This window comes from Yersinia massiliensis (assembly GCF_003048255.1).
In the GTDB taxonomy this organism is placed as follows: Bacteria; Pseudomonadota; Gammaproteobacteria; order Enterobacterales; family Enterobacteriaceae; genus Yersinia; species Yersinia massiliensis_A.
Genome location: NZ_CP028487.1, coordinates 1,785,381 through 1,803,575 on the forward strand (window position 1 = coordinate 1,785,381; position 18,195 = coordinate 1,803,575).

Here is an 18,195-nt window from a genome sequence, read left to right on the forward strand (position 1 = left end):
CAAGGATAACCTGATGAACTATATACAGAACCCGCAGCAAATCGAACAAAACAGCTTTGTGATTATTGGCGATATCATTGCCGAACAGCGGCCAGAGTATCGTTTTGCCAGCGCGATGCACGAAGCGGTGATCAAGCGTGCTATTCACACCACCGCCGATTTTGACTGGCTGGATATTCTGCATTTTTCACCGCAGGTATTGACCCACATTACCGAGGGCCTCAAGCGAGGTTGCACGCTGTACACCGACACCACCATGGCGATGTCTGGCATCAATAAAACGCTGCTCAAGCAGATGGGCTGTGAATGTCGCTGTTATATCAGTGACCCTCGAGTGGTCGAGAGCGCGCCACAACAGGGTATCACGCGCTCGATGGCGGCGGTTGATGTCGCGCTGGCAGAACCGGGTGAAAAACTGTTTGTGTTTGGCAATGCGCCCACCGCGTTGTTCCGCCTTCTCGAGCGGCAAGCGACGCCTGTCGCGGTCATTGGCGTGCCGGTGGGGTTTGTCGGGGCCGCAGAATCCAAAGAGGCATTAGCCCAAAGTGACCTGCCTTGTATCGCCGCACTGGGGCGTAAAGGTGGGAGCAATGTCGCCGCAGCCATTATTAACGCCATCCTCTACCAATTACGGGGGGCGCTATGAGTGACACTGTGGTGAGTCATGAGCAAGCCAATGATGTTGAACAACAACAGTTGTCATTAGACAGCATTTGGCACAACGGCAAGCAATACCGCAAAGGCTACACCACCGGTTCCTGCGCCACGGCGGCAGCAAAAGTGGCAGCATTGATGGTATTGCGCCAGCAAGTGATTGATCAGATTTCCATCGTCACGCCTTCCGGCATCACCTTGAACCTGAATGTTGAGCAGCCGTTGATTGAGGGCCGGCAAGCCACGGCCGCCATCCGTAAAGATGGCGGTGATGATGTGGATGCCACCCACGGCATGCTGATTTTTGCCCGTGTCACGGTTTTTGAATCGACTGACGACCTACCCCAACAGACTGACATTACTTTACGCGGCGGCGAAGGGGTCGGCACGGTCACTCGCAAAGGCATTGGCTTACCCGTGGGCAGTAGCGCCATTAATCGCACCCCACAGCAAACCATTGAAGCCGCAGTGCGTGAAGTTATCGGCCCGTTACGTGGGGCGAGCGTTGAAATCTTTGCGCCGGAAGGTGAAGAACGGGCCAAGAAAACCTACAACGGGCGGCTGGGTATTCTCGGTGGCATCTCCATTATTGGCACGACAGGTATTGTGACGCCAATGTCAGAAGAGAGCTGGAAACGCTCATTGGCACTGGAGTTGGAGATGAAGCGGGCGGCGGGGGAAGACCGCGTGATTCTGGTGCCGGGTAATCATGGCGAGCGCTTTGTCCGTGACCATCTGGGCCTCGATAGCCAGCGGGTGGTGACCATGAGTAATTTCGTCGGCTACATGTTGCAGGAAACCGTACGGCTGGGTTTTCGTCGCGTGTTGTTGGTTGGGCATCCCGGCAAATTGGTCAAAGTGGCTGCCGGTATCTTCCACACCCACAGCCATATTGCCGATGGGCGCATGGAAACGCTGGTGGCGAATCTGGCGTTAATGGGCGCGCCTCATGCGCTGCTACTTGAAGTGAATCAGTGTGATACCACCGAAGCCGCAATGGAGCTGATTGCCGAGCAAGGCTGGCAGCAGGTCTATACCCGTATTGCAGAGCGTATTTGTGAACGCATCAACGAGATGGTGCGTTTCTCGGTGAATCCGCCGCAGTGTGACGCCATTTTATTCTCTTTCGACAATCAAGTGCTGGGTAGCAGCCGGCCACTGGATGAGATTCTGGAGGCGCTACGATGATAACCGTCGTGGGCATCGGCCCAGGAGATACCCAATACCTTACCCCCCGTGCGCAGCAGGCGATTTCACTGGCAGAAGTGTTGGTCGGGGGCAAGCGCCATCTGGCGACTTTTGGCGGGCATGGCCGTGAAACACGCTTGTTAGATGCAGATTTACTGGGGCTACTGGAATGGCTTGATAGCCAAAAAAGCCGAGACATCGTGGTGCTGGCCTCTGGCGACCCGCTGTTGTATGGCATCGGCAAACTACTGGCGGCGAATTTCAGCCCCGACCAATTACAGATAATCCCCGGTATTAGTGCGATTCAATACCTGTGCGCCAAAGTGGCGTTAGACATGAACGACCTGTTTCTTACCAGCAGCCACGGTCGCGAACCGGATTTTGACTGGATTTTCCAGCACGACAAAGTCGCTATGGTCACCGACGGAATTATCGGCCCACGCGCCATTGCGAATGCCCTCTGGCAACGCGACCTCGAGCGCACCTTGATCATCGGTGAAAACCTCTCCCAGCCCAACGAACGTATTCACCGCTTATCGGTGGATCAAGTGGCGGCCCGTTATGACATGAATGTGGTGGTGATCCTCAATGAGAGATGAGTTCTTTATTCGCGGACAAAATGCGCGCGGGCAAAAAGTCCCGATGACGAAAGAAGCGGTGCGCGTGTTAGCTCTGGCACGGCTGGAACTGAATGATGCCCGTCATCTGATTGATGTCGGCGCGGGAACGGGGAGTGTGGCACTGGAAGCGGCCTTGCAATTTCCCCATTTGCGAGTGACGGCCATTGAACGCAATCCGGCGGCGCTGGCATTGATTAGCGAAAATCGCCAGCGGCTGGCGTGTCACAACGTGGACATTATCGCCGGTGTGGCCCCACTTCTTGTAGAAGATCACGCCGATGCCATTTTTATTGGCGGTAGCGGCGGTCAATTGACCGAACTGATTGATTGGGCACTGATGATGCTCAATCCCAATGGGCGCTTGGTGTTGACCTTTATTCTGCTCAACAACCTCAATGACGCTCTGAGCCACTTACAGACCTGCGCGGTCAGCCAGCTCGATTGTGTGCAATTGCAACTTTCCAGCCTCACGCCACTGGGCAGCGGACACTACTTTAAACCGAATAATCCTACTTATCTTATTTCCTGCCACAAGGAGGCGCGCCATGTTTGAGCAGCCAAAGAACGTTCCCGCCGATAACGCCAACACGCCTTTCTCCCCTGTTTGGGATAGCCAAAAAGTCTGGTTTGTCGGGGCGGGGCCGGGTGATAAAGAGCTGATCACCTTAAAGGGCTACCGACTGTTGCAACAGGCGCAGGTGGTTATCTATGCCGGTTCACTGATCAATACCGAATTGCTGGAGTACTGCTCGCCAGAGGCCGAGTGTCACGACAGTGCGGGGCTTAATCTGGAACAGATCATCAGGCTAATGGTGGACGGTGTCCGCGCGGGCAAATTGGTGGTTCGGCTGCAAACCGGTGACCTTTCGTTGTACGGCTCTATTCGTGAGCAAGGCGAAGTCTTGGGTGAGCATGGCATCGGCTTTGTTTCTGTGCCGGGGGTCAGTGCATTCTTGGGGGCGGCGGCACAACTGGGCGTGGAATATACCGTACCTGAAGTGGCGCAAAGCCTGATTATCACCCGTATTGAGGGGCGCACGCCGATGCCACCTCGTGAGCAGTTGGAAGCCTTTGCTGCGCATCAAACTTCAATGGCTATTTTCCTCTCCGTGCAGGAAGTGGATCGCGTCGCCGAGCGCTTAATCGCCGGCGGTTATCCAGCCGATACGCCGGTGGCGGTGGTGTACAAAGCGACGTGGGCGGAAAGCCGCACGGTGCGCGGCACCTTAACCGACATTGCTGAGTTGGTTCGAGCCGCCGCGATCAATAAAACAGCGCTGATTCTGGTGGGGGCCTTCTTAGGCGATGAGTACCACTACTCCAAACTTTACGATGCGGGGTTTAGCCATGAATATCGTCAAGCCTGAGTCGATCGCGGTCTTTTGCCTCACCCCCGGTGCGGTACGTTTGGCGCGGCGGTTGCAAACCCATTTGCCGCTCACCTGTTTTACCAGTGAAAAACTGTTGGAGACAGGGTTTCAGCCCTTTAACGGCACTTTTGGCGAGACGATCCGCGAGGCATTTAAGCAGTATTCCGCCTTGGTCGTGGTGGGGGCGATCGGCCTCACTGTGCGGGTGCTTGCGCCGTTGGTGAACGACAAAATGACCGATCCGGCCGTGGTGGTGATCGATGAACGTGGGCAGCATGTTATCAGTTTGCTCTCCGGCCATGTCGGCGGTGCCAACACCCTGACTCGTTATTTAGCGGGGATTCTAGGGGCAGATCCGGTGATTACCACTGCCACTGACGTCAATGAAATGGCGGCACTAGACACCTTGGCAAACCAACTGGATGCCGAAATGCAAGATTTTCGCCATGCCGTCAAAGTGGTTAATCAGATGCTGGTCAGCAACCAAAAAGTAGGGTTGTGGTGGGACACACCGATGCTAGCGGAGCGTGAGCGTTGTGACACCCGAGGCTTTATCCCCGTTGATTCGCTGGACGATTTACCGCCGCTGGACGCTTTAGTCTGCATTTCACTGCGCGATAGTTTGCCTTTGTCTGACGATAAACAGCACGCGATGCCGGTCTACAAATTGGTGCCGCGCCGCGTGGTGGCGGGGATTGGCTGCCGCAAAGCCACATCACTGCAAACACTGGTCGAACTGCTGCAACAGCAAATGGCCGAAAATCACTTCGATATCATGGCACTACGGGCCATCGGTAGCGTCACTATCAAAAAAGACGAGCCCGCACTCCACCAATTGGCTCAGTGCTGGCGCGTGCCATTCGAATTGTTCAGCGTGGGCGAATTAAGCCGCCATGAACAACGTTTCCCTGCTTCTGAATTTGTCCGCCAAACGGTGGGTGTCGGTAGCGTTTCACAACCGGTCGCTTGGCTGATGAGCGACGGTAAATTGGTTGGCAATACTCTGCGTCAGCAGGGCGTCACCATCACTCTGGGAGTATCGCATTAATGTTAACCGTGATTGGCATTGGGCCGGGCAGTGAATCGATGATGACGCAGGATGCCATTGCGGCGATCCAAGCGGCGGACATTATCGTCGGTTATAAGACTTACACCCATTTGGTCAAGTCGATGACCATGGATAAGCAGGTGATCAAAACCGGCATGTGCAAAGAAATTGAGCGCTGTCAGGCCGCCATCGATTTGGCGTTGGCGGGCCACAACGTGGCGCTGATCAGCAGCGGCGATGCCGGTATTTATGGCATGGCGGGGTTGGTGCTGGAGTTGGTCACGCAACAAGAATTAGCGCTAGAAGTGCGCTTAGTGGCGGGGATTACCGCCAGCATTGCAGCTGCGTCCTTACTGGGTGCGCCGTTGATGCATGACTTCTGCCATATCAGCCTGAGTGATTTGATGACGCCGTGGGAAGTGATTGAAAAACGCATTGTTGCCGCTGCGCAGGCCGATTTTGTTATCTGCTTCTACAACCCCCGCAGCCGTGGCCGTGAAGGGCATTTAGCGCGTGCGTTTGAATTAATGCAGCCGTGGAAAAAAGCGACCACGCCGGTTGGCGTTGTGAAAGCGGCGGGGCGTAAAAAGCAGGAAAAATGGATCACCACCTTAGGTGAGATGGATTTTGAGCCGGTGGACATGACCAGTTTGGTGATTGTGGGTAATCAAGCCACTTATTGCCGCAATGGGCTGATGATCACGCCTCGTGGTTATTCACTTTAACAGGGCAGTCGCTTTAAAAGGACATTCAATATGACGAGCGACCATCCACCCGTCCATGTGTTCGGCGGCACCAGCGATGCGCGATTGATTTGCCAACAGCTCGATGCGGCTGGCGAGCGCTATAGCTTGTCGGTTGCGAGCGATGCCGGTCGGCAACTGGCCGGTGATATTGGCGGTGAAATTTTGGTTGGGCGGATGGATGCAGCGGCGATGGCGGATTTTCTGGTCGCGAGACAGGTGCGTTGGGTAATTGATGCCTCACACCCCTATGCCAGCCTGCTCACTGACAATGTGATCACCGCTTGCGAACAAGCTCAAGTGCCGATGACCCGCTATCAGCGACCGAGCGAAATTGACGCATTGCAGCATCCGCTATTGCACAAAGTCGATAGCCTGACGGCAGCCTGTGCGGTGGCACTCAGCTTAGGGCCACGCGTCCTGCTCACCACGGGCAGCAAACAATTGGCTGATTACCAGCGTGGGTTAACCGGAAAAACACTGTTGGTGCGCGTGTTACCCACGGCTGACGTGCTGAATCAATGCGAGGCGCTGGGATTGGGGGTGGACAATATTATCGCGCTGCGTGGGCCATTTAGCGCTGAGTTCAATCATGCGCTGTATGTGTTTTGTCAGCCAGATGTGGTTATCACCAAAGAGTCGGGGGCGCAGGGCGGTTATCAGGAAAAAGTCGCGCCCTGTTTGGCGCTGAATATCCCCTGCATTGTGGTGCGCCGACCCGATGCCGTGGTGTTGGGGCCGAACGGGCAGCAAGTCACGTCATTAGCCGAATTTAGTCAACACCTGACGCACTGGCAGCAACAACGAGGACAATAAAATGAAAAAAGCACTGTTGGTGATCAGTTTTGGCACCAGTTATGAACAGACCCGCCAGAAGAATATTGATGCCTGTGAGCAGCAATTGGCCGCTGCCTACAGCGATCGTGATGTGTTCCGCGCCTTCACCTCGGAAATGATTATCCGCAAGCTGCGCAAACGCGATGGGTTGCTGATCAATAACCCCGCCGAAGCCCTTAAACAGTTGGCTGAATTGGGGTATCAGGATGTTGCCATTCAATCGCTGCATGTCATTAACGGTGATGAATACGAAAAAGTCGCCAATGAAGTGCGCGCGTTTGGTGAGCATTTCCACCATTTAGTCCTTGGCACACCGCTCCTGAGCAGTTTTGCGGATTACCAGCAATTGCTGGTCGCGCTGCAAGCACAAATGCCGCCCCTCGCCGCCGATGAACGAGTGGTGTTTATGGGCCATGGGGCGAGCCATTATGCCTTCTCGGCCTATGCCTGTTTGGATCACTTAATGGCCTCGCTGAATTTCCCTGCTTTGGTGGGCGCGGTCGAAAGCTACCCAGAAATCGGCCATATCATCACTCGCTTGCAACAGCAGGGGGTGCGCAAAGTGCATTTGATGCCGTTGATGCTGGTGGCTGGGGATCATGCCATCAATGATATGGCTTCTGACGAGCCAGACTCATGGCGTTCACAGTTGGAAGCCGCAGGTATCAGCGCCCAATCATGGCTGCAAGGGTTAGGAGAAAACCCCTTGATTCGCCAAATGTTTGTGGAACATCTGGATCACGCCTTACAGCAAAAACAACAGGAGGCAGCGTAATGAGCGGCAGACTTTATGCCTTGGGCGTTGGCCCCGGAGCCAGTGATTTGATTACGGTACGTGCCGCACGGTTGATCGCCAAATTGGATGTGCTGTATGCCCCCGCAGGGCGCAAAGGCGGTGATAGCCTCGCGCTCTCTATCGTGCGCGAATATTTATCGCCCACCACGGAAATCCGCACTTGCCACTTCCCCATGAGTGCCGATGACAGCGAAAAACAAGCGGTCTGGGATGACGTGGCACAGCAGCTACAAGCTGAAGTCGCCAAAGGGCATCAAGTGGGCTTTATCACCCTTGGCGATGCGATGCTATTCAGCACGTGGGTGTTTTTGCTCGAACGTATTGGCCGCCCAGATTGGCTGGAGATCGTACCGGGCGTGACCTCTTTTGCCGCCATTGCTTCTCGCGCGGCATTGCCGTTAGCCATGGAGCAACAGTCGCTGGCGATTATGTCCTGCACCGCACCCGAGGCAGAGCTAGAGCGGGCGCTACGGGATCATGATTGCGTGGTGCTGATGAAAGTCTATGGCCGCTTCGCCCGTATTCAGACGCTGCTGGCCCGTTTAGAGCTGTTCCCCCATGCGCTATTGATGTCGGAAGCCTCATTGCCGGGGGAGGTGTGCTGGCGACAGTTGGACAGCATCGCCGCTGATCAGTCTTTGCCCTATTTTTCGACCATTTTAGTGAATAAGCAGCAACGCGTTAATGAATAACCGGCGAGTGAAATTGACCGCTAATTAACTTAAAAATACTTCCCCCATCTTCTTGCCATGCCGCAGGGTTAGCCGCGGTGTCTAGGTGATGCGGGGATGAGGAGTCATTCGTGGAAAAACAGCTTAAGAAACTCTCGTTCACAGGACTTGCCATGGCAATCCTGCTGACCATTGCCCCCAATGATGTTTTTGCGATGCATATCATGGAAGGCTTTTTACCGCCGATGTGGGCGTTGGCGTGGTGGGTGTTGTTCCTACCCTGCCTGTTTATGGGCTTGGTACGCTTAAAGCAGATTGTCTCAGAAGACAGCAACCAAAAAGTGTTACTGGCGCTTTGCGGTGCCTTCATTTTCGTGCTGTCAGCCCTGAAAATTCCGTCCGTGACTGGCAGTTGCTCGCACCCCACCGGTGTTGGGCTGGCGGTCATTCTGTTCGGGCCAGTGGTGGTGGCAGTCTTAGGGGCGATTGTCTTGCTGTTCCAAGCACTGTTATTAGCCCATGGCGGGTTGACAACACTCGGCGCGAACGGCATGTCAATGGCGGTCATCGGGCCGGTGGTGGGTTATCTGGTTTGGAAGTTGGCCTGTAAAGCGGGGCTGCGCCGTGATGTCGGGGTGTTCCTGTGCGCGATGCTCGCGGACTTAACCACTTACTTTGTCACCTCGGTCCAACTGGGGCTCGCCTTCCCCGATCCGCAATTTGGTGTCAGTGGTTCGATTATCAAATTTATGGGCGTGTTCTGCCTGACTCAAATCCCGATCGCCATTGCTGAAGGTTTGCTGACAGTAATGATTTATGACCAATTAACCAAACGCAAGCTTATCCAAGCGGAGGCACATTAACATGAAAAAGACTCTTATCTTGCTGGCGATGGTGATCGCACTGGTGATATTGCCGTTCTTTATCAATCATGGCGGCGAGTATGGCGGTTCGGATGGTGAGGCTGAAACCTTGATTCAAACCACGGCACCGCACTATACGCCGTGGTTCCAGCCGCTGTATGAACCGGCCAGTGGTGAAATTGAGAGTTTACTGTTCACCTTGCAGGGGTCTATTGGTGCAGCGGTGATTTTCTATATCTTGGGCTACTACCGGGGGAAACGCGGTGAGCATGCTGGGGATTGATAAACTCAGTTACCAAAGCCGCTGGCGGCAGGTTGATCCCATGGGAAAGCTGGTGTTGTATGGGGTTTTCCTGCTGTTAGCGATGTTGAGCCCGCCCATGTACCAAGCACTGCTGTTGGTGTTTATCGCGGGGCTGACCTGCTATTTGCTGCGGGTCGGTCTGCGCCGTTACCTGCGCTGGCTCGCCATACCGCTCTCTTTCTTGTTGGTCGGGTTGGTGACGATTGTATTGTCACTTTCCCGTCAGCCAGACAGTTTGTGGTGGGGCGTACAAATGGGTCATTGGTGGTTGGGTATCGATAAAGTCGGCTTAACCACAGCGAATCAAACGCTGTGGCGCAGTTTGGCGGCGCTGGCGGCGACATTCTGGTTTGTGCTCAATACGCCCTTCCCGCAGTTGATTCAACTGTTGAAGCGTTGCCATGCGCCCCGTTTGCTGACAGAACAAATTCTGCTGACTTGGCGTTTTATCTTTATTTTGATCGAAGAGGCGGCGGCTATCCATCAGGCGCAGTCACTGCGGTTTGGTTATATCTCACTGCCAACCGGTTATCGTTCGCTGGCCATGCTAGTGGGGATGTTGTTTACCCGCGTAATGATCCGCTATCAACAGATGGTCATTTCGCTGGATATGAAACTTTATCAGGGTGATTTTCACCTGTAAGGCAGGATTTGATGTTAGCCACCCAGCAGTTAGGTTTCAGCTATCAAGATGAACCGGTATTGCACGATCTGACCTTGGATTTTAGTCAGCACGCGGTCACCGGCGTCTTGGGGGCCAATGGTTGCGGCAAATCCACGCTGTTTATGAATCTGACCGGCATTTTACAACCACAGCAAGGGGCGGTGTTATGGCAAGGCGAACCGCTCAGTTATCAGAAAGCCAGCCTACGGGCGTTGCGCCAACGCGTGACGACCGTGTTCCAAGATCCGGAACAACAGATCTTTTACACCGATATCGACAGCGATATCGCCTTTAGTTTGCGCAATCTTGGCATGCCAGAGGCGGTTATTGCTGAGCGGGTAGAACGGGCGTTAACCTTGGTGGATGCGCAGAGTTTTCGCCATAAATCTATCCAACATCTGAGTCATGGCCAGAAAAAGCGGGTGGCGATTGCCGGTGCATTGGTGATGGAAGCGGAATACCTGCTGTTGGATGAACCCACCGCTGGACTCGATCCGGCGGGCCGCCAGCATATGATTACGATCATTGAACGCATTGTGGCAGAGGGAAAACGGGTTATTCTATCCAGCCACGATATCGATCTGATTTATCAGGTTTGTGATTATCTTTATGTTCTCTCTCAGGGTCACCTGATGATTGCGGGTGACACCACTGACGTTTTCATGCAACAAGATAAACTGCGTGCCGCTGGGCTGGTTCAGCCTTGGTTGGTCAAAATGCACACTGAATTGGGGTTGCCTTTGTGCAAAACCGAAGAACAACTTTTCGCGTTGATGCGTCAGCGTGAAGCGGAGGAAGCGCGATGAGCGAATCGCCATCTGGTCTATCCATTATGGTGCAAGGCACGGCATCTGATGTCGGCAAAAGCGTATTAGTGGCGGGGTTATGTCGTATTTTTAGGCAGGATGGCTATCGCAGCGCACCCTTTAAATCGCAAAACATGGCGCTGAATTCAGGCATTACGCTGCAAGGTGATGAGATGGGCCGCGCGCAGATTTTTCAGGCCGAAGCGGCGGGTATAGCCCCTGATGTCCGCATGAATCCGGTGTTGCTCAAACCGACCAGTGACCGCAAGGCGCAAGTGGTACTGATGGGGAAAGTCGCCTGCAATATGGATGCGGTTGAATACCATCAATACAAACCGCAATTGCAGCAGCAAATCAGCGAGGTTTACCACAGCTTAGCCCGCGAGTATGACGTGATGGTGCTAGAAGGGGCGGGCAGCCCCGCGGAAATCAACCTGCGCGATCGCGATATCGTCAATATGGGCATGGCCGCGATGGCAGATGCGCCCGTCTTGCTCGTGGCAGATATCGATCGCGGCGGCGTATTTGCGTCTATTTATGGCACGCTGGCGTTGTTGCATCCCCATGAAAAAGCGCGAGTCAAAGGGGTGATCATCAATAAGTTCCGTGGTGATATTGCGCTGCTCAAGCCCGGATTAGAACAGATTGAAGCCCTGACTGATGTCCCCGTGTTGGGCGTGATGCCGTGGTTAGACATTGATTTGGAAGATGAAGACGGTGTGGCGCTGCAAAATGGTAAATATAACGATGCCACAGAAAAGGCGCTGGATATCGCGGTGATTCGGCTGCCGCACATTGCCAATTTTACCGATTTTAATGCGTTGGCAGTCCAGCCAGATGTGCGCTTACGCTATGTTTCACAGGTCACCGCTTTGGGTCAGCCGGACTTGATTATCTTGCCCGGCAGCAAGAATACCCTCGGTGATTTGCAATGGCTGCATGAAAGCGGACTGGCGGCGGCTTTACTGGCGCAGCACCAAGCTAAATCGATATCTCAACATTCGCAGCCGGTGCCGGTGATCGGCATTTGCGGCGGTTATCAGATGCTGGGTAGACGCATTATTGATGGCGTGGAGTCGGGCCTCGAACAGATGGAGGGGCTGGGTTTGCTGGATGTGGAAACCCAGTTTGCGCAGGATAAAGTCACCACTCGGGTCAGCGGGCATTGCCGAGTGGCGCGATCAGGGATGCTGGCAAATTGTGATTCGCTGCCGCTAGAGGGCTATGAGATCCACATGGGTGTTTCCCAATTGGGGAGCGATGCCACGCCGTTTGCTTGCCTGACCTTGCGCAATGGGCAAGCGGAGCAGTGGGTGGATGGTGCAGTGAATAAAGACGGCAACGTATTAGGCAGCTATATTCATGGCCTGTTTGACAGCCACGATTTTACCCGCGCGTTGCTCGACAATTTACGTCAACGCAAAGGGCTGGCGGCGTTCGATGGCGTGACTGTCGACTACGCACAACATAAGCAGCAACAGTTTGATCTTCTGGCGGCACAAATGCGTCAGCACATTGATATAGAACGTATTTACCAGCTCATGAAAACGCATTTACAGGAGAGCGCGCAGTGATTTTGATTACCGGTGGGGCGCGTAGCGGGAAAAGTTCGCTGGCTGAACGCTTGGCGGCGCAGACCTGCGATCGCGTGTTTTACATCGCAACCTCGGTGGTGACCGATGGGGAAATGGCTGAACGAGTGGCGCTACACCGCGCGGCCCGCCCGCCACACTGGCGCACCTGGGAAGGGTATCGGGATCTCGGTGCGGTGGTGGAGCAACAGGTTGCCCCCGGTGAAGCCGTGATGCTCGAATGCATTACCACACTGATCACCAACCTGCTATTTGAACAGGCTGGTGATACGCCACCTGAGCAGATGGACTTCACGCAGCTTGAAATCGGTATTCAGCAACAAATAACCGATCTGCTGGCCGCCTGCGCCCGCAGTCCAGCGCCTATTTTCCTTGTCACTAATGAGTTGGGAATGGGGATCGTGCCGGAAAATCGGTTAGCTCGGCATTTTCGCGATATCGCCGGCCGCGTTAATCAACGATTGGCGGCAGCCGCAGATGAGGTGTTTTTAGTGGTTTCGGGTATTGAGGTAAAGATTAAATGAGCCTGCGGTTATTTCTCGCCACCTTACAGTTTATGACTCGCATTCCTGTGCCTGAGCGCTGGACACAAGGGCTGGCGATGGATCAATACGAGCGCGGTATTGTCGGCTTCCCTTTGATTGGCCTGATTGTGGGGCTGATCGGCGGCGTGGTCTTTACGCTGTTGGCCCCTTGGTGCGGTGTACCGCTGGCGGCGCTGGGCTATGTGTTGGCGCTGGCGTTGGTGACCGGTGCTTTTCATCTCGATGGGCTGGCCGATACCTGTGATGGGGTGTTTTCCGCGCGTAAGCGTGAACAGATGCTAGAGATCATGCGCGATAGCCGCCTCGGCACCAACGGCGGGTTGGCGCTGATCTTTATTGTGGTGGCAAAACTGCTGGTGGTAAGTGAACTGGCGCTACGTGATATGCCGATGCTCGCCACACTCACGGCGGCCTCGGTCGCGGGCCGCACGATCATTGTGTTGCTGATGTATCGCCAGCGTTATGCCCGAGAAGGCAATGGGCTGGGCAATATCTATATCGGTAAAGTCACGGGTAAACAAACCGCCGTCACCTTGGCGGGTGGCGCGATATTGACGCTGTTACTCGGTAAGGGGGCAGCCGTGCTGGCCTTGGTGATCACCATGGCGGTGGTCTGGCTATTGGCGACTTATCTGCGCCGCCGTTTAGGGGGCCAAACCGGTGACACACTGGGTGCGGCGGCTGAAGTAGGTGAACTGGTGTTTTTGCTGGCGCTGCTGTGATAGCGCATCGCGCTGAATCCTCTCAATCTTGGGCTAACTTATGCGACTTTTTCTGGTACGTCATGGGCAGACCGACGCCAATTTACGGGGCGTCTTTTGTGGCCTGACCGATTTGCCACTGACCTCGCTGGGCGTACAGCAGGCCGGTCAGGTCGCGCAATGGTTAGCGGATGTCGATTTCTCTCATGCTGTGAGCAGCCAATTGCTGCGTGCGCGCCATACCGCCGATATCGTATTGGCGGGGCAGAGTGGCCTGAGTGCCGGTATCGACGCACAACTGAACGAAATGAATTTTGGTGAGTGGGAAATGCGCCATCATCAGGATTTGCAACGGGAAGACCCCGATGCTTGGGCCGCTTGGGTTGCCGACTGGCAGCAGGCTAGCCCTACCGGTGGCGAGTCTTTTCCGCAGTTTTCTGCCCGCGTTGAAGGGGCGGTTGAGCAGCTCAAATCTTTGAAGAATAATGATAATAATCACCTCTTGGTCGCTCATCAGGGTGTATTAAGCCTGATGTTGGCTCGCTTGCTGGAGATGCCTGCAGCGGCCATGTGGCACTTTCATTTTGAACAGGGTGCATACAGTGTGTTGACGATCCACGATGGGTTTGCCACGCTGCGTGCGTTTAACAGTCAGGCTGTTTGGCAGCCTGCGACACGAGATTAACCACATGCAAAAACTTTCATCGATTCTGGCGAGAATTCCCCCTTTAGACAGCAAAGCAATGGCGCGCGCTCAAGTGCGGCTAGATGGCTTGCTTAAGCCCCCCGGCAGTCTGGGCCGTTTAGAAAAATTGGCGGTCCAACTGGCGGGGATGCGCGGGTTATATGGGCATCAGGTCGATCGCAAACAAATTATTGTGATGGCGGCTGACCACGGCGTTTACGATGAAGGCGTGGCGATTTCACCCCGAGCGGTCACCATGGTGCAGGCGCTCAATATGGTCAAAGGGGTCACCGGCGTTTGTGTGCTGGCCGCCAATGCGGGTGTGGAGGTGAACATTGTTGATGTGGGTATCGACAGCGATACTTTACCGGGTGTGTTGGACATGAAAGTGGCCCGGGGTAGCGGCAATATCGCCCGTGAAGCTGCGATGACACGTCAGCAAGCAGAAGACTTGCTTTTCGCCACTGCCAGACTGACCTTGCAACAAGCGGCAGAGGGCGTGAAAGTGTTTGGTGTTGGTGAACTGGGTATGGCAAACACCACGCCCGCGGCGGCGATGGTCAGCGTGTTGACTGACAGTGACCCCGAGCAGGTGGTGGGTATCGGGGCCAATTTCCCCAGCGAACAACTGCACCATAAAGTGGCGGTTGTGCGCCGCGCCATTGAAACCAATCAACCGGATGCCAGCGATGGTATTGATGTATTGGCGAAAGTCGGCGGCTTTGATTTGGTTGGTATGACCGGTGTGATGCTCGGCGCGGCGGCGGCTGGGTTACCGGTGGTGCTGGATGGTTTTCTCTCTTATGCCTCGGCGCTGGCAGCCTGCCGTATCGCCCCCGGTGTACACGCCTATCTGATTCCGTCACATCTGTCGGCAGAGAAAGGTGCCGTTATCGCCCTTCAGCACCTGCAACTCGAGCCTTATTTGCAAATGGGTATGCGGTTAGGTGAGGGCAGTGGTGCCGCGATTGCTATGCATTTGGTCGATGCAGCCTGTGCGATGTACAACAATATGGGCTTATTAGCCGAAAGTAATATTGAGTTACCGACGTCTGGTGCTTGATGGTTGGTTCTCTTTCGAACTCGCGTTGCAAAGGGGTGAGACGTCTCTTTGCAACGTTGGCGAGACACCTGATTTTTTACGCGATGAACGATCAGATAATGTTATTATCCCCATGCGCATTTAAATAACAAATTCAAATGATTGGGTAAATGGCATGCAAAAGCTTCTCTTTTCTGGTCGTATTAATCTGAAGATGATTCGCTATTTCCTCGCCGTATCAGAAGAGTTGCACTTCGGAAAAGCCGCTGAACGCCTTCATATATCGCAGCCCCCTTTAAGTCTGCAAATCAAAGAGTTGGAAGAAGCGTTAGGATTCCCTTTATTTATACGCGATAGCCGTAATGTGGTGCTCACCTTGGCCGGTGAAATGATGCAAGCCGAAATGAAAGAGGTGTTTGAAAACATCGAAAACTCATTAAGCCGTGTCTCCTATATTGCGCGCCACGAACAAAGCCACTTGAATATCGGCATTATTGGGTCAGCACTGTGGCATCAGCTATTGGAAAAATTTAAGCATTTTAAAACGCTGAATCCTCATACGACGTGGTCATTGCATGAATTTCCCCCCAGTAAGCAATTTGACGCGCTATTAAATAAAAAACTTGATATTGGGTTCTGGCGTTGTGCAGATTTGGAGCAGAACCCCGCACTGATTTACCAGCGAGTAGAAAAACAGCGTGTTAGTGTCGCAGTGTCATATGAGAGTGAGCTAGCCGAGTACGATGTGCTCTCGCTGAAGGACCTCTCCGGTCAGACCCTGATCTTTCTCACTTTTACGCATTCAGGCTATTCGAAAAATCTTTACAACTGTTGCCTAAGCGCAGGTTGTCAGCCGCAGGGTATTTATCAATTCGATGAGCCACAAACTCAGTTGGCATTTGTAAACAGTAACTTGGGGATCGCATTAGTCCCTGAAAGCATGCAGGAGATACCCTGGCCGAATATTAAGTTTATTCCGCTGCAAGAGTACCTTTCTGCTGACTTGTTTGCGGTTTATCCCCCAGATAATACCTCTCCCGCGTTGGAACGATTACTCGAATTATTCTGAGTCATTCGAATCATGAGTTAGCATGACTTAGCTTTAATTAAAATCACCATGGCAATAATCACTAATATTGCGCCGCTGGCGATTTCACGCCATTGGATGACCTGACCCAACAGCATATTAGTGATAATGACTGATAGCGGAATAAGGTAAACATATCCTGATACTTTGGCCGGTGACAGCACAACACAGGCTTTTTGAAACAGGAAAAAACTCAGCGCAGTGGCGAAGGTCGCCAGATAGAGAATACCACTCCAAGTGATGATGCTGATATGCCGCCACTCAATCTCGGGCAACTGAAAGGCAACAAAGGCGGTCAGTAAAACCGTGGCGCAAATTAAACTCCATCCCGTCAGCACTAATGCTTGCTCACCGCGATGCAGTTTTTTTACCACGATGGGATTCAATGCCATACCTAAACAGCCAAATAGAAACAAATAATCAGAAGGGATTAACGATAATTGTAAAACCTGCGACAAGTCACCTTTAAAAATAATTAATAGCGCGCCTAAAATCCCCATTAATAATGCAATCAAGACTGGCCATGTCGATTTAGCTTTGATTAATACCATACTCATGATTAGGCTCATCAATGGGACGGTGGTATATAAGGCGCTGGAATTTAATGCACTCGTGGTTTGCAGTGAAATTATCATGCAAGCGAAATAGAGCAGAGGTGGCAGGCTAATTAATGTATAGCGGCCTAAATCACGATAAGTTGGTCGCTTTAATCGCCTTTGTACCACCATTAATACGATAAAGAGTAGGCTAGCGATGGCATATCTCATCCATGTGATCACCATGGGGGGTAATGTCGTGCTGATGGTGGCGCTAGCAATAAAGGACCCGCCAAGCAGGGCGGTAAACCCGAGCATCTGCAGATGTGCTTTAAGTATTTTCGTTGTCATGTGCGCCCCGATTATCCTCTTATGATCAACGATAATTGCGTGGAAACACAGGTCAAACCATTACCTTTTCAGTATGGATAATCGGAATTTTAGTATTGGTCGTGCCATAACCCACTCCCTATGATGGGTATTGATTATCTCAGTCTCTACCTATTTGTTATTTAACCAGCTTATTTGCTCAGTATTAAATAAAAAAATTAAGGATTATTATTATGACAAACGTAAATACAACGATAGATACGGATTTCAGTGAGTTACCCTTTCAGGCCGTCGATTATATTCAGAAAATAAAGCCCGGGTTTAAACCTCAGATCGCATTTATATTAGGCTCAGGTTTGGGTGAGCTGGTGGATCAAATCACGAATGACACCACAATTAGTTATGCCGATATTCCTGGGTTCCCAGTGAGTTCGGTGCATGGTCATGCGGGTGAGCTTGTTTTAGGTCATCTATTTGGTGTTCCTGTGATGTGTATGAAAGGCCGTGGGCATTTCTACGAAGGGAAAGGCATGAGCATCATGACCAATCCCGTGCGTACCTTTAAATTAATGGGCTGCGAGTTTTTATTCTGCACCAATGCGGCCGGTTCATTACGCCCAGAAGTCTTACCGGGTTCGGTTGTTATGTTAAAGGATCACATTAACACCATGCCGGGAACGCCATTAGTTGGGCCGAATGATGATCGCTTTGGTCCACGCTTCTTTAGTCTCGCCAATGCTTATGATAAAGACCTGCGCGCAGACATGGCGAATATTGCCCAACAACTTGATATTCCTCTGACTGAAGGCGTTTTTGTCTCTTATCCGGGGCCTTGCTTTGAAACACCGGCAGAAATCCGCATGATGCAAATTATCGGTGGTGATGTTGTCGGGATGTCTGTCGTACCTGAAGTTCTGTCTGCGGCACATTGCGGCTTAAAAGTCATTGCATTAACCGCGATTACGAATTTGGCTGAAGGGCTATCTGATGTGGTTCTTTCCCACGAACAAACCTTAAAATGCGCCAAATTAGCTTCCGTTAATTTCACCAAACTGATTGAAGCGTTCTTAAAGAGCAAAGCGACTGCCTGATTCAGATTATCTCTATCCGCTG

22 protein-coding genes are annotated in these 18,195 nt (G+C 52.9%); 21 read left to right on the forward strand and 1 reads right to left on the reverse strand.

The features are described 5' to 3' along the window. The first annotated feature begins 13 nt into the window (after positions 1-13). The 20 genes from DA391_RS08175 (at position 14) to DA391_RS08270 (ending at position 16,198) form a co-directional block, all read left to right on the forward strand. Entirely contained in the window at positions 14-646 is a 633-nt protein-coding gene (locus tag DA391_RS08175; protein WP_019210471.1) for a cobalt-precorrin-8 methylmutase, read from the forward strand. Then, positions 643-1,842: a cobalt-precorrin-5B (C(1))-methyltransferase CbiD gene (gene cbiD / locus DA391_RS08180; protein ID WP_050079803.1), complete on the forward strand. Its 1,200-nt coding sequence runs from the start codon at positions 643-645 to the stop codon at positions 1,840-1,842. The genes DA391_RS08175 and cbiD overlap by 4 nt, the downstream gene beginning before the upstream one ends. Beyond that, a complete protein-coding gene (locus DA391_RS08185; RefSeq protein WP_108087526.1) occupies positions 1,839-2,441 on the forward strand; it encodes a cobalt-precorrin-7 (C(5))-methyltransferase in 603 nt (200 codons plus the stop codon). The genes cbiD and DA391_RS08185 overlap by 4 nt, the downstream gene beginning before the upstream one ends. Positions 2,442-2,484: 43 nt before the next feature. After that, on the forward strand, positions 2,485-3,015 hold the full coding sequence (locus DA391_RS08190; protein ID WP_409574506.1) for a decarboxylating cobalt-precorrin-6B (C(15))-methyltransferase: 531 nt from the start codon (positions 2,485-2,487) through the stop codon (positions 3,013-3,015). Continuing rightward, positions 3,008-3,829, forward strand: a complete 822-nt coding sequence (locus DA391_RS08195; RefSeq protein ID WP_050079800.1) for a cobalt-precorrin-4 methyltransferase — start codon at positions 3,008-3,010, stop codon at positions 3,827-3,829. The genes DA391_RS08190 and DA391_RS08195 overlap by 8 nt, the downstream gene beginning before the upstream one ends. Next, positions 3,810-4,880: a cobalt-precorrin 5A hydrolase gene (gene cbiG / locus DA391_RS08200; RefSeq protein ID WP_049609440.1), complete on the forward strand. Its 1,071-nt coding sequence runs from the start codon at positions 3,810-3,812 to the stop codon at positions 4,878-4,880. The genes DA391_RS08195 and cbiG overlap by 20 nt, the downstream gene beginning before the upstream one ends. Beyond that, positions 4,880-5,605, forward strand: a complete 726-nt coding sequence (locus DA391_RS08205) for a precorrin-3B C(17)-methyltransferase (protein ID WP_050286354.1) — start codon at positions 4,880-4,882, stop codon at positions 5,603-5,605. Before cbiG ends, DA391_RS08205 begins: the two co-directional genes overlap by 1 nt. A gap of 30 nt (positions 5,606-5,635) precedes the next feature. Continuing rightward, positions 5,636-6,439 carry a cobalt-precorrin-6A reductase gene (locus tag DA391_RS08210; RefSeq protein ID WP_050079798.1) on the forward strand — a complete coding sequence of 268 codons (804 nt, stop codon included), beginning with the start codon at positions 5,636-5,638 and terminating at the stop codon, positions 6,437-6,439. A 1-nt stretch (position 6,440) separates the two neighbouring features. Then, positions 6,441-7,235, forward strand: coding sequence for a sirohydrochlorin cobaltochelatase (cbiK, locus tag DA391_RS08215; RefSeq protein ID WP_050079797.1), 795 nt, complete (start codon positions 6,441-6,443; stop codon positions 7,233-7,235). Then, positions 7,235-7,948: a cobalt-factor II C(20)-methyltransferase gene (locus DA391_RS08220; protein ID WP_050079796.1), complete on the forward strand. Its 714-nt coding sequence runs from the start codon at positions 7,235-7,237 to the stop codon at positions 7,946-7,948. The genes cbiK and DA391_RS08220 overlap by 1 nt, the downstream gene beginning before the upstream one ends. A 152-nt stretch (positions 7,949-8,100) precedes the next feature. Continuing rightward, on the forward strand, positions 8,101-8,790 hold the full coding sequence (gene cbiM, locus DA391_RS08225) for a cobalt ECF transporter S component CbiM (RefSeq protein WP_050079795.1): 690 nt from the start codon (positions 8,101-8,103) through the stop codon (positions 8,788-8,790). A 1-nt stretch (position 8,791) separates the two neighbouring features. After that, complete coding sequence (locus DA391_RS08230) at positions 8,792-9,073, forward strand: energy-coupling factor ABC transporter substrate-binding protein (protein ID WP_050079794.1); 282 nt, start codon at positions 8,792-8,794, stop codon at positions 9,071-9,073. Beyond that, complete coding sequence (locus tag DA391_RS08235; protein ID WP_057643797.1) at positions 9,060-9,737, forward strand: energy-coupling factor ABC transporter transmembrane protein; 678 nt, start codon at positions 9,060-9,062, stop codon at positions 9,735-9,737. The genes DA391_RS08230 and DA391_RS08235 overlap by 14 nt, the downstream gene beginning before the upstream one ends. A gap of 11 nt (positions 9,738-9,748) precedes the next feature. Beyond that, the gene (locus DA391_RS08240) at positions 9,749-10,564 is read left to right on the forward strand and encodes an ATP-binding cassette domain-containing protein (protein WP_050079792.1); all 816 of its coding nucleotides are present in this window, start codon (positions 9,749-9,751) and stop codon (positions 10,562-10,564) included. After that, positions 10,561-12,138 carry a cobyric acid synthase gene (locus DA391_RS08245; RefSeq protein WP_108087527.1) on the forward strand — a complete coding sequence of 526 codons (1,578 nt, stop codon included), beginning with the start codon at positions 10,561-10,563 and terminating at the stop codon, positions 12,136-12,138. Before DA391_RS08240 ends, DA391_RS08245 begins: the two co-directional genes overlap by 4 nt. Then, the gene (gene cobU / locus DA391_RS08250; protein ID WP_108087528.1) at positions 12,135-12,680 is read left to right on the forward strand and encodes a bifunctional adenosylcobinamide kinase/adenosylcobinamide-phosphate guanylyltransferase; all 546 of its coding nucleotides are present in this window, start codon (positions 12,135-12,137) and stop codon (positions 12,678-12,680) included. Before DA391_RS08245 ends, cobU begins: the two co-directional genes overlap by 4 nt. After that, positions 12,677-13,423 carry an adenosylcobinamide-GDP ribazoletransferase gene (gene cobS, locus DA391_RS08255; RefSeq protein WP_108087529.1) on the forward strand — a complete coding sequence of 249 codons (747 nt, stop codon included), beginning with the start codon at positions 12,677-12,679 and terminating at the stop codon, positions 13,421-13,423. Before cobU ends, cobS begins: the two co-directional genes overlap by 4 nt. Before the next feature lie 40 nt (positions 13,424-13,463). Further along, a complete protein-coding gene (locus DA391_RS08260; RefSeq protein WP_057643785.1) occupies positions 13,464-14,087 on the forward strand; it encodes an adenosylcobalamin/alpha-ribazole phosphatase in 624 nt (207 codons plus the stop codon). 4 nt (positions 14,088-14,091) lie between these two features. Beyond that, positions 14,092-15,150 (forward strand): nicotinate-nucleotide--dimethylbenzimidazole phosphoribosyltransferase, encoded by a 1,059-nt coding sequence (cobT, locus tag DA391_RS08265; protein ID WP_050079788.1) that lies wholly within the window; start codon positions 14,092-14,094, stop codon positions 15,148-15,150. A gap of 154 nt (positions 15,151-15,304) precedes the next feature. After that, positions 15,305-16,198 (forward strand): LysR family transcriptional regulator, encoded by an 894-nt coding sequence (locus DA391_RS08270; RefSeq protein ID WP_050286359.1) that lies wholly within the window; start codon positions 15,305-15,307, stop codon positions 16,196-16,198. Between the two features lie 17 nt (positions 16,199-16,215). Here DA391_RS08270 and DA391_RS08275 read toward each other — a convergent pair whose 3' ends face one another. After that, entirely contained in the window at positions 16,216-17,070 is an 855-nt protein-coding gene (locus tag DA391_RS08275) for a DMT family transporter (protein WP_050872911.1), read from the reverse strand. Positions 17,071-17,315: 245 nt separating this feature from the next. On the opposite strand from DA391_RS08275, the gene xapA reads away from it, so the two are divergent. Then, complete coding sequence (xapA, locus tag DA391_RS08280; RefSeq protein WP_050079787.1) at positions 17,316-18,173, forward strand: xanthosine phosphorylase; 858 nt, start codon at positions 17,316-17,318, stop codon at positions 18,171-18,173. Positions 18,174-18,195 lie beyond the last annotated feature (22 nt).

Excerpts from the sequence above, each read along its gene's own strand:
- DA391_RS08275 (WP_050872911.1), bottom strand. The coding sequence starts at position 17,070 with ATGCTCGGGTTTACCGCCCTGCTTGGCGGGTCCTTTATTGCTAGCGCC.
- DA391_RS08205 (WP_050286354.1), top strand. The coding sequence starts at position 4,880 with ATGTTAACCGTGATTGGCATTGGGCCGGGCAGTGAATCGATGATGACG.
- DA391_RS08245 (WP_108087527.1), top strand. The coding sequence starts at position 10,561 with ATGAGCGAATCGCCATCTGGTCTATCCATTATGGTGCAAGGCACGGCA.
- DA391_RS08230 (WP_050079794.1), top strand. The coding sequence starts at position 8,792 with ATGAAAAAGACTCTTATCTTGCTGGCGATGGTGATCGCACTGGTGATA.
- DA391_RS08270 (WP_050286359.1), top strand. The coding sequence starts at position 15,305 with ATGCAAAAGCTTCTCTTTTCTGGTCGTATTAATCTGAAGATGATTCGC.
- DA391_RS08190 (WP_409574506.1), top strand. The coding sequence starts at position 2,485 with ATGACGAAAGAAGCGGTGCGCGTGTTAGCTCTGGCACGGCTGGAACTG.
- DA391_RS08195 (WP_050079800.1), top strand. The coding sequence starts at position 3,008 with ATGTTTGAGCAGCCAAAGAACGTTCCCGCCGATAACGCCAACACGCCT.
- DA391_RS08175 (WP_019210471.1), top strand. The coding sequence starts at position 14 with ATGAACTATATACAGAACCCGCAGCAAATCGAACAAAACAGCTTTGTG.
- DA391_RS08260 (WP_057643785.1), top strand. The coding sequence starts at position 13,464 with ATGCGACTTTTTCTGGTACGTCATGGGCAGACCGACGCCAATTTACGG.
- xapA (WP_050079787.1), top strand. The coding sequence starts at position 17,316 with ATGACAAACGTAAATACAACGATAGATACGGATTTCAGTGAGTTACCC.
- cbiG (WP_049609440.1), top strand. The coding sequence starts at position 3,810 with ATGAATATCGTCAAGCCTGAGTCGATCGCGGTCTTTTGCCTCACCCCC.
- DA391_RS08185 (WP_108087526.1), top strand. The coding sequence starts at position 1,839 with ATGATAACCGTCGTGGGCATCGGCCCAGGAGATACCCAATACCTTACC.
- cbiM (WP_050079795.1), top strand. The coding sequence starts at position 8,101 with ATGGCAATCCTGCTGACCATTGCCCCCAATGATGTTTTTGCGATGCAT.
- DA391_RS08240 (WP_050079792.1), top strand. The coding sequence starts at position 9,749 with ATGTTAGCCACCCAGCAGTTAGGTTTCAGCTATCAAGATGAACCGGTA.
- DA391_RS08235 (WP_057643797.1), top strand. The coding sequence starts at position 9,060 with ATGCTGGGGATTGATAAACTCAGTTACCAAAGCCGCTGGCGGCAGGTT.
- cbiD (WP_050079803.1), top strand. The coding sequence starts at position 643 with ATGAGTGACACTGTGGTGAGTCATGAGCAAGCCAATGATGTTGAACAA.
- DA391_RS08210 (WP_050079798.1), top strand. The coding sequence starts at position 5,636 with ATGACGAGCGACCATCCACCCGTCCATGTGTTCGGCGGCACCAGCGAT.
- cobS (WP_108087529.1), top strand. The coding sequence starts at position 12,677 with ATGAGCCTGCGGTTATTTCTCGCCACCTTACAGTTTATGACTCGCATT.
- cobT (WP_050079788.1), top strand. The coding sequence starts at position 14,092 with ATGCAAAAACTTTCATCGATTCTGGCGAGAATTCCCCCTTTAGACAGC.
- DA391_RS08220 (WP_050079796.1), top strand. The coding sequence starts at position 7,235 with ATGAGCGGCAGACTTTATGCCTTGGGCGTTGGCCCCGGAGCCAGTGAT.
- cbiK (WP_050079797.1), top strand. The coding sequence starts at position 6,441 with ATGAAAAAAGCACTGTTGGTGATCAGTTTTGGCACCAGTTATGAACAG.